The organism is Streptomyces sp. NPDC058469, from assembly GCF_042721125.1.
Lineage (GTDB): Bacteria > Actinomycetota > Actinomycetes > Streptomycetales > Streptomycetaceae > Streptomyces.
The window spans coordinates 44,845-53,640 of sequence record NZ_JBHXME010000066.1 but is presented as its reverse complement, the minus strand read 5'-3'; the positions used below and the strand labels follow the sequence as shown (position 1 = coordinate 53,640).

Sequence of the window (8,796 nt, the reverse complement as noted above, 5' to 3'; positions counted from 1 at the left end):
GGTCCCCACCCCTCCAACTGTGGCAACACCAGAGGGGCACAACCAGCGGCGGGCTCGCCGTACCGCCACGACCCCGACCCACCCACCAACCGCGCACCCACCAGCCGCGCACCCACCAGCCGCGCGCCCACCAGCGGCGCGCCCACCAGCGGCGCGCCCACCAGCGGCGCACCCACCAACCGCGCACCCACCAGCCGCGGGCAAAAACGCCGTGTGCCGTCCACACCCGAGGATTAGGCTCCCCGCCATGCCCCCGGCCAAGAAGCGCGCGCGTACGTACGACCCCGTCAAGACCCGCACCGCGGTCCTCGCCCAGCTCGGGAACGTACGCCAGGCCGCAGGAACGCTCACCCCCGAACAGCTCGCGCTCCCCACCCGCCTCGGCGACTGGACCGTACGGGAGCTGATCGCGCACATCGGGATGGCGGTCACCGCCGTCCACCGGGGGCTCGACAAACCGGCCCCGCCCGCGCAGGACGCCGTGATCCTCGACTGGCCCTTCGCCACCGCCGCCAACTCCGAGGCCATCGCCGACTTCACCCGCACCCTCGCCGCACAGCACCCCGACCTCGACGCCTACCTCGCCGACGTCGAACGCACCCTCATCGCGCACCTCGACACCCACCCCGGCACCCGGCTGCTCGAAACCAACGTCGGCGCGATGCCCCTGGCCGACTACCTCGTCACCCGCACCGTCGAACTCGTCGTCCACACCGACGACCTCAACGCCGCCGTCCCCGGCCTCGACATCCCCTACGACCGCCAGGCCCTCGCCGCCTGCACCCGCCTGCTGGCCGACGCCCTGGCCGTGAAGGCCCCCGGCGGCTCGACCGAGGTGCGCGTCCCGCCGTACGCCGTCGTGCAGTGCGTCGAAGGACCCCGGCACACCCGCGGCACCCCGCCCAACGTCGTCGAGACCGACCCCCTGACCTGGCTCCGGCTCGCGACCGGGCGGACGCCGTGGAAGGACGCCGTAGAAGAGGCGAAGGTCAGCGCGAGCGGCGAGCGGGCGGATCTGAGCGGACTCCTGCCGATCATGGGGTGATCCGCGGAACCTCAAGGGCGCCAGGGAACCGCTCCCCCACCCCTCCCGTCCCATCCCCATGGACAAACAGCGATTCACCCTCGCCGTCCTGACCATCGTCCCGCTCGTGGTGGCGTGCGGCGGCGAGAAGGCCAACAGCGGTAGCGGATCCGTCGACGCGCAGCGGCCCGTCACCGGGGTCGACTGGCGGGTGCAGGGCATCACCGTGGACGGTTCGGCACGGCAGGTGCACGGCACACCGCGGCTCACCTTCGACGCCAAGAGCGGCGAAAACGGCAGGAGCGGCGGCAAGGTCGGCGGCCGGCTCGGGTGCAACGCCGTCAACGCGACGGCCACCGTACGCGCCGGGCACATCACGCTCGGCCGTCCGTCCACTACCCGAATGATGTGCGACGCCTCACTCATGGGCACCGAACGTGCCCTGCTCGGCCTCTTCGGGGGCCAGGTCGGCTACCGAGTCGATCACGACACCATCACGCTGACCAGCGGAAACGGCACGATCGTCCGCGCCGTCGCCGCCAAGTGATCCACTACCGGCGAGTAACCCGAATTCGGACCAGTGGTCGATCTCGCCTACACTCGGTGCCGTGCCACGTGGTGACGGTCGACTCAGTCATGATCTGCTCCCCGGCGAGAAAGGACCCCAGGACGCTTGCGGCGTCTTCGGAGTCTGGGCTCCCGGTGAAGAGGTCGCCAAGCTCACTTACTTCGGGCTCTACGCCCTCCAGCATCGAGGCCAGGAATCCGCGGGAATCGCGGTCAGCAACGGCTCGCAGATCCTCGTCTTCAAGGACATGGGCCTCGTTTCCCAGGTCTTCGACGAGACCTCCCTCAGTTCGCTCCAGGGTCATATCGCGGTCGGACACGCCCGCTACTCGACCACCGGCGCCTCCACCTGGGAGAACGCCCAGCCGACGTTCCGCGCCACCGCGCACGGCTCGATCGCGCTCGGCCACAACGGCAACCTGGTCAACACCGCCCAACTGGCGGAGATGGTCGCCGACCTGCCCAAGCAGGAAGGCCGTACGCCCCGCGTCGCGGCCACCAACGACACCGACCTGCTCACCGCGCTCCTCGCGGCCCAGGTCGATCCCGACGGCAAGCCGCTGACCATCGAAGAAGCCGCCCACGCGGTCCTCCCGCAGGTCAAGGGCGCCTTCTCGCTCGTCTTCATGGACGAGCACACCCTCTACGCCGCCCGCGACCCGCAGGGCGTCCGCCCGCTGGTCCTCGGCCGGCTGGAGCGCGGCTGGGTCGTCGCCTCCGAGTCCGCCGCCCTCGACATCTGCGGCGCCGCCTACGTCCGCGAGATCGAGCCGGGCGAGTTCGTCGCCATCGACGAGAACGGCCTGCGCACCTCCCGATTCGCGGAAGCGAAGCCCAAGGGCTGCGTCTTCGAGTACGTCTATCTCGCCCGCCCCGACACCGACATCGCCGGGCGGAACGTCTATCTCTCCCGCGTGGAGATGGGCCGCAAGCTCGCCAAGGAAGCTCCGGTCGAGGCCGATCTGGTCATAGCGACTCCGGAGTCCGGCACCCCGGCCGCCATCGGTTACGCGGAGGCCTCGGGCATCCCGTTCGGCGCGGGTCTGGTGAAGAACGCCTATGTCGGCCGTACGTTCATCCAGCCTTCGCAGACCATCCGGCAGCTCGGCATCCGCCTGAAGCTGAATCCGCTGAAGGAAGTCATCAAGGGCAAGCGCCTGGTCGTCGTCGACGACTCGATCGTGCGGGGCAACACCCAGCGCGCCCTGGTGCGCATGCTCCGCGAGGCCGGCGCCGCCGAGGTCCACATCCGGATCTCCTCGCCGCCCGTGAAGTGGCCCTGCTTCTTCGGCATCGACTTCCCCACCCGCGCCGAACTCATCGCCAACGGCATGACCGTCGACGAGATCGGCACCTCGCTGGGCGCCGACTCCCTGTCGTACATCTCCATCGACGGCATGATCGACGCGACCACCATCGCCAAGCCGAACCTGTGCCGCGCCTGCTTCGACGGCGAGTACCCGATGGAACTCCCGGACCCCGAGCTGCTCGGCAAGCAGCTCCTGGAGACCGAGCTGGCGGCCGGTCCGGCCGCCACGGCCGCGGCCGACGCGATCCGTCGCCCGTAAGCCCCGCCGTATCAATCAACGCGAAAGATCCCAGGCAATGTCTGCTGCATCCGATCAGTCGACTCCGTCGACGGGCTCCCCCTCCGGTGCTTCCTATGCGGCTGCCGGCGTCGACATCGACGCGGGCGACCGCGCCGTAGAACTCATGAAGGAGTGGGTGAAGAAGACCCAGCGCCCCGAGGTCCTCGGTGGCCTCGGCGGTTTCGCCGGGCTCTTCGACGCCTCCGCCCTCAAGCGGTTCGAGCGCCCCCTGCTCGCCTCCGCCACGGACGGCGTCGGCACCAAGGTCGACATCGCGCGCCGGCTCGGCGTCTACGACACGATCGGCCACGACCTGGTCGCCATGGTCATGGACGACATCGTGGTGTGCGGCGCCGAGCCGCTCTTCATGACCGACTACATCTGCGTCGGCAAGGTTCACCCCGAGCGTGTCGCGGCCATCGTCAAGGGCATCGCCGAGGGCTGTGTGCTGGCCGGGTGCGCCCTGGTCGGCGGCGAGACCGCCGAACACCCCGGTCTGCTCGGCCCGGACGACTTCGACGTCGCCGGCGCCGGTACGGGCGTCGTGGAGGCCGACCGGCTGCTCGGCGCCGATCGCATCCGGACGGGTGACGCCGTCATCGCGATGGCGTCCTCCGGACTTCACTCGAACGGGTACTCGCTCGTCCGGCATGTGCTCCTGAACCAGGCCGGTCTCGACCTGGAGGCGCGCATCGAGGAGCTGGGCCGCACGCTCGGCGAGGAACTCCTCGTGCCCACCAGGATCTACTCGCTGGACTGCCTGGCGCTGACCCGCACGACCGACGTGCACGCCTTCTCGCACGTCACCGGTGGCGGGCTCGCCGCCAACCTCGCCCGGGTGATCCCGGACGGCCTGCACGCGATCGTGGACCGCTCCACCTGGACCCCGGCGCCGATCTTCGACCTCGTCGGAAAGACGGGCCAGGTCGAGCGCCTGGAGCTGGAGAAGACCCTGAACATGGGCGTCGGCATGATCGCGATCGTCCCCGAGGAGTCGGCGGACGTGGCCCTCGACACCCTGGCCGACCGCGGGGTCGAGGCCTGGATCGCCGGCGAGATCACCGAGCGGGGCGACCACGCGACGGGCGCGGAGATGGTCGGCACGTATTCGATCTAGAAGTGCCGCTTCGATCCAGAAGTGCCGCGACCTGATCAAGGGCGGCACATGCTGATCAACGGCAGCACAAAACCCGGTCCGGCGGTGTAGCCCCGGACCGGGTGAGGTGCAGTTGTTCCGGAAATGGCGGAAACTGCGAGGGGCGCTGTTGCGTCAAGCGCCGCGACGTTGCGACTGGGGACCGGACTCGTCGTCCTCGTCCTCATCGTCGTCGTTATAGAGATCCGCGTACTGAGCGTACGGGTCGTCTTCTTCCTCGTCGTCGTCCTCGAACGGCTCGCCATTCGGCGGCTGGCTCGAAGTCGAAGCGCCCAGCTCATTGGCCAGACGCGAGAGGTCAGTCCCGCCGCTGCTGTACTTCAGCTGGCGGGCGACCTTCGTCTGCTTGGCCTTTGCCCGGCCGCGCCCCATGGCTCGACCCCCTCGGATACGGGGCTCGGTGGCCCCAGAGTCTTGACACGCGTTCATGTTCTGGAACGGACTCTCCGTGGAGAGACCGGTCCGTAGGGCTTCCACGGTACCTGAGCCCGCGCCCATACGGTACGTCGCCCGCAGCACGTGCCGGGCTCCAGGACCCGCGAGGTGCCCTGTACTCGCTGGTCAACCGCGATTTTAACCACTTCTTGGCAGGCGACCCGCCGACGAACGTGAGAGTTCTCTCTAAGTCGTCGCCGACGGGTACCGGCAAGCCCCTCCGAGCGGCCGAACGGAACCTCAGAATCCGCGTACCGCGGCCGCCTCGTGCATCCGCTGCTCGGCGATCCGGTCGGCCGCGGCGGCCGGCGGAATACCGTCTTCCTTCGCACGTGCGAATATGGCCAGCGTGGTGTCGAAGATCTTCGCGGCCTTCGCCTTGCACCGCTCGAAGTCGAACCCGTGCAGCTCGTCGGCGACCTGGATCACGCCGCCGGCGTTCACCACGTAGTCCGGCGCGTAGAGGATCCCGCGGTCGGCGAGGTCCTTCTCGACACCCGGGTGCTCCAGCTGGTTGTTGGCGGCGCCGCACACCACCGTGGCGGTCAGCACCGGCACGGTCGCGTCGTTCAGGGCGCCGCCGAGCGCGCAGGGGGCGTAGATGTCGAGTCCCTCGACCCGGATCAGCGCCTCCGTGTCCGTGACGGCGCTCACACCGGTCGGGTGCTTGTCGAGAATCCGTCGTACGGACTCCTCGCGCACGTCCGTGATCACGACCTCGGCGCCCTCGTCCCGCAGGTGCTCCACCAGGTGGTGCCCGACCTTGCCCACGCCCGCGATGCCGACCGTACGGCCGCTCAGCGACGGGTCGCCCCACAGGTGCTCGGCGCTGGCCCGCATCCCCTGGAAGACACCGAAGGCGGTCAGCACCGAGGAGTCGCCCGCGCCGCCGTTCTCCGGGGAGCGCCCGGTCGTCCAGTGGCACTCGCGGGCCACGACGTCCATGTCGGCGACATACGTGCCGACGTCGCACGCGGTGACGTACCGCCCGCCGAGCGAGGCCACGAACCGGCCGTAGGCGAGCAGCAGTTCCTCGGTCTTGTCGCGCTCCGGGTCACCGATGATCACGGCCTTGCCGCCGCCGTGGTCCAGACCGGCCATGGCGTTCTTGTACGACATCCCGCGGGCGAGGTTGAGCGCGTCGGCGACGGCTTCTTCCTCGCTCGCGTACGGGTAGAAGCGCGTACCGCCCAGGGCGGGGCCCAGGGCGGTGTTGTGGATGGCGATGACGGCCTTGAGGCCGCTGGCCCGGTCCTGGCAGAGCACGACTTGCTCATGACCGCCCTGGTCCGAGTGGAACAGGGTGTGCAGGACGCCGTTGTCTACGTCGGTCACGGTGGTGACTCCTGGGTAAGTGGCGGCGGTTGGAGACAGGCTCCCGTAAGGGTGGCGGGGTGCCGTGGCATGAGCGTAGAGCCTGCGTCAGGCCGCCATCCGTGCAGTGTTCAGGATCACCTACCGAAGGGGGGTGTCCGTGCGACGATTTGCATAGTTTTCCCGCGCGTTTGTGAGCGGGTTCCGGAGGTTTTCCTGGCGGACGGCGGGGGAGGGAGCAGGCGTGCCCAAGAAGGTGTCCTCGGTGATCGTCCCGTACGCGACCTATCTACGGGTCTACGAGCCGCTGGCCGCTTTCCCCGAGCCGGAGCGCGGCCACTGGACGCGCTACGCCCGCCGCCCCGACCGTCCGTCGTACCAGGACGAACTGCGCCGGGCGCTGGCCGACTTGCTGCCCACCCCGCCGGTCCCGGTGCCGGTGCACGAGAGCGCCGACGCCTTCGTGGTCGAGGTCGACGGCGTGGTCTGCGTCTGCCCCTGGCGCACCCGGCTGCGCGGCTGGCAGGCCCTGGGAGACCTCGTGGAGGAGCTTCCGCCGCCGGTCCTGGACGCCGTACTGCCGCCGCTCGTACGGCACCAGGCCACTCAGGACTACGAGCGCTGGCTGGCCCGGAATCCGGACGCCCGGCCGTGGATCCGCACGGCGACCTGGCAGGTGCCGCTGAACTGGTTCGTGCTCGTCGGCGACGAGGAGCGGCGCTACGACAAGGCCTCCGGGGACGACCCGCCCATGCTGCGGTACCGCACGCCGATGGTGCAGGCGCGGCGGCGCGTGGCGCGGGCGCTGCGGGCCCTGAAGGACGCGATGGACGACGGGCCGCTGATCGACGGTCTGGTGGACGTGGGGCGCTGGCTGGAGGAGTTCCATCCGCGGTCCCTGGTCGAGCTGGACTACGGCGGGCTCGTGCACGTCGTGCCGGCCGGCGAGCTGGAGGACGACCACTCGGCGGCGGACGTGGCCGCCGGCATCGAGGCGCTGCGGACCGGGGACGGGGCGGCGGCGGGCGAGGCGTACGGGCGGCTCGTGGAGCGCTGGCGGTCGGTCAGGGACCGGCGCTCGGCGAACTGACGCGGAGACGGACGGGGCCGGCGCGCCTTCGAACGTGGCTGACATCTTCGAACAGATGCGCATAGGATTCTTACGGTTCGTCAACACGGGACGTAGGTCCCGATCCGGACGATTGATGCCAAGCGTGACGGACCGCACGTGCAGATGCCTTGCGCCGCTTGCCCCTCCTCATGCCAAAATAGGACAAGGAGTCCGGGGAGGACTCCATCCGTCATGCTTTGGGCGGAATCTCGGCATTGCGCGCTTTGGGGGGTCTGGATGACTCCTGATCGCCCCTGTGACTGATCGTCACAGTGGTGTGACTGTCCGCTATGGCATGGTCCATCGGCTTCCGTCGCTGATGGACGCCTGGGAGGGCAATTCCATCGGTTTGGCCTACGCGGTTGGACAGATGGTGTAGTTGTAGTGCCGAGGACAAGCCGTTCGTCCTATAACCGACTCGACCCGCGTCCGCCATTTCGGGCAACGCGGGTCAAGGTGCAGAATTTAGAGGAATGAACCGAGAAGGTTCGGTTCTCCCGAGGAGGCCGCTCATGACCGCTCGCACCCCTGATGCCGAGCCGCTGCTGACCCCGGCTGAGGTCGCCACGATGTTCCGTGTGGACCCCAAGACGGTCACGCGGTGGGCGAAGGCCGGCAAGCTCACTTCGATTCGCACGCTCGGCGGACACCGCCGTTACCGCGAGGCGGAGGTCCGTGCCCTGCTCGCGGGCATTCCGCAGCAGCGCACGGAAGCCTGACCAACTGAATAAGGGCACAAGGCGGGCCCCCCAGCCGGCCGCGGTGTCCGACATCACAGCTCCAAGCGACGCGGGTTCTGCCCCAACAGGGCCCACGCCCAACGCTCTTGAGCCAAACGAACAGGGTGCGTCGTAGATCGCGCTGGACTCCGCCGGGTCCAGCGCGATCTTTTTTGTGCCTGGTGGGGGCTCCGTGTGTGCCGATCGCGCGGTCCTGTGAGGAACCTTGTCGGAGTCTGGGGAGGGGTGTCGGATCTCCTGTGGACCATCCCTCGTGGGGGTGCAATTGCACATATTAAATTGACCAGTTGTAGGTGAGTCGTAAGTTCCGACGTTTCAAAAACTTATGCGGTGACACCCGTCACATGCCAGATGGCTTGTTGCCTCTGACCTATGTGCGCTAGGAGGGTCCACTCTCCGGATCATCCTGAGGTTCCCGCGACTCCCACGGCGGAGGGGAGTCCATGGCCAGCCGCAGCAGGCGGTGGCAGATCGCGCAGTGCCGGGTCACGTGGCGGTAGGAGCTGGCGGCCGACAGATGCGCACGGAGCAACGCCCGCGTCTCGTGCCTGACCGAAACCGCCATGCGCCACCTCCAGTGGCCCTGCGTGGAACGGGCCCTGGTTTCTGGGTACCTGGCGGATGTGGGGGCGTCAAGGGCGCCGTAGAGGCCGTGAGGATGCCGGCACACACGAAAGCCCGGGTCCGAAGACCCGGGCTCTTGTTTGATCTACTGCGGTCCTGACGGGATTTGAACCCGCGGCCTCCACCTTGACAGGGTGGCGAGCACTCCAAGCTGCTCCACAGGACCTGGTTTCACGGCACTCGATGGTGCGCTGTGCCGCGAGATGAGACTGTACAGGAGGCGGGCCCGCCTGGTC

The 8,796-nt window shown here is 68.8% G+C and carries 9 protein-coding genes, 1 tRNA gene and 1 pseudogene; 7 read left to right on the top strand and 4 right to left on the bottom strand.

All coding sequences use genetic code 11. The annotated features are described in order from the left end of the window. From ACFWP5_RS26510 to purM, 5 genes and pseudogenes are all read left to right on the top strand, one after another. Positions 1-237: pseudogene (locus ACFWP5_RS26510) on the top strand (hypothetical protein); the annotation flags it as partial. A 10-nt stretch (positions 238-247) separates the two neighbouring features. Then, complete coding sequence (locus ACFWP5_RS26505) at positions 248-1,045, top strand: sterol carrier family protein (protein ID WP_384161414.1); 798 nt, start codon at positions 248-250, stop codon at positions 1,043-1,045. Positions 1,046-1,103: 58 nt separating this feature from the next. Next, a complete protein-coding gene (locus ACFWP5_RS26500) occupies positions 1,104-1,571 on the top strand; it encodes an META domain-containing protein (protein ID WP_384161411.1) in 468 nt (155 codons plus the stop codon). Between the two features lie 61 nt (positions 1,572-1,632). Beyond that, positions 1,633-3,159 (top strand): amidophosphoribosyltransferase, encoded by a 1,527-nt coding sequence (gene purF / locus ACFWP5_RS26495; protein WP_384161408.1) that lies wholly within the window; start codon positions 1,633-1,635, stop codon positions 3,157-3,159. Positions 3,160-3,196: 37 nt separating this feature from the next. Continuing rightward, positions 3,197-4,297 (top strand): phosphoribosylformylglycinamidine cyclo-ligase, encoded by a 1,101-nt coding sequence (gene purM / locus ACFWP5_RS26490; RefSeq protein ID WP_384161405.1) that lies wholly within the window; start codon positions 3,197-3,199, stop codon positions 4,295-4,297. A gap of 153 nt (positions 4,298-4,450) precedes the next feature. Here purM and ACFWP5_RS26485 read toward each other — a convergent pair whose 3' ends face one another. Together ACFWP5_RS26485 and ACFWP5_RS26480 are read right to left on the bottom strand one after the other, a co-directional pair. After that, positions 4,451-4,708 (bottom strand): DUF3073 domain-containing protein, encoded by a 258-nt coding sequence (locus ACFWP5_RS26485; RefSeq protein WP_019061825.1) that lies wholly within the window; start codon positions 4,706-4,708, stop codon positions 4,451-4,453. A 303-nt stretch (positions 4,709-5,011) separates the two neighbouring features. Beyond that, the gene (locus ACFWP5_RS26480) at positions 5,012-6,106 is read right to left on the bottom strand and encodes a Leu/Phe/Val dehydrogenase (protein ID WP_384161401.1); all 1,095 of its coding nucleotides are present in this window, start codon (positions 6,104-6,106) and stop codon (positions 5,012-5,014) included. A 223-nt stretch (positions 6,107-6,329) separates the two neighbouring features. On the opposite strand from ACFWP5_RS26480, the gene ACFWP5_RS26475 reads away from it, so the two are divergent. Both ACFWP5_RS26475 and bldC read left to right on the top strand, forming a co-directional pair. Next, positions 6,330-7,175 (top strand): hypothetical protein, encoded by an 846-nt coding sequence (locus ACFWP5_RS26475; RefSeq protein WP_384161398.1) that lies wholly within the window; start codon positions 6,330-6,332, stop codon positions 7,173-7,175. Positions 7,176-7,708: 533 nt separating this feature from the next. After that, positions 7,709-7,915 carry a developmental transcriptional regulator BldC gene (bldC, locus tag ACFWP5_RS26470; protein ID WP_033321412.1) on the top strand — a complete coding sequence of 69 codons (207 nt, stop codon included), beginning with the start codon at positions 7,709-7,711 and terminating at the stop codon, positions 7,913-7,915. Positions 7,916-8,315: 400 nt separating this feature from the next. Here the strand turns inward: bldC and ACFWP5_RS26465 are convergent, their stop codons facing one another. Together ACFWP5_RS26465 and ACFWP5_RS26460 are read right to left on the bottom strand one after the other, a co-directional pair. After that, positions 8,316-8,501 (bottom strand): DUF6274 family protein, encoded by a 186-nt coding sequence (locus ACFWP5_RS26465; protein ID WP_384161395.1) that lies wholly within the window; start codon positions 8,499-8,501, stop codon positions 8,316-8,318. Between the two features lie 150 nt (positions 8,502-8,651). After that, positions 8,652-8,726: transfer RNA gene (locus tag ACFWP5_RS26460), tRNA-Asp, on the bottom strand. Between the last annotated feature and the right edge of the window lie 70 nt (positions 8,727-8,796).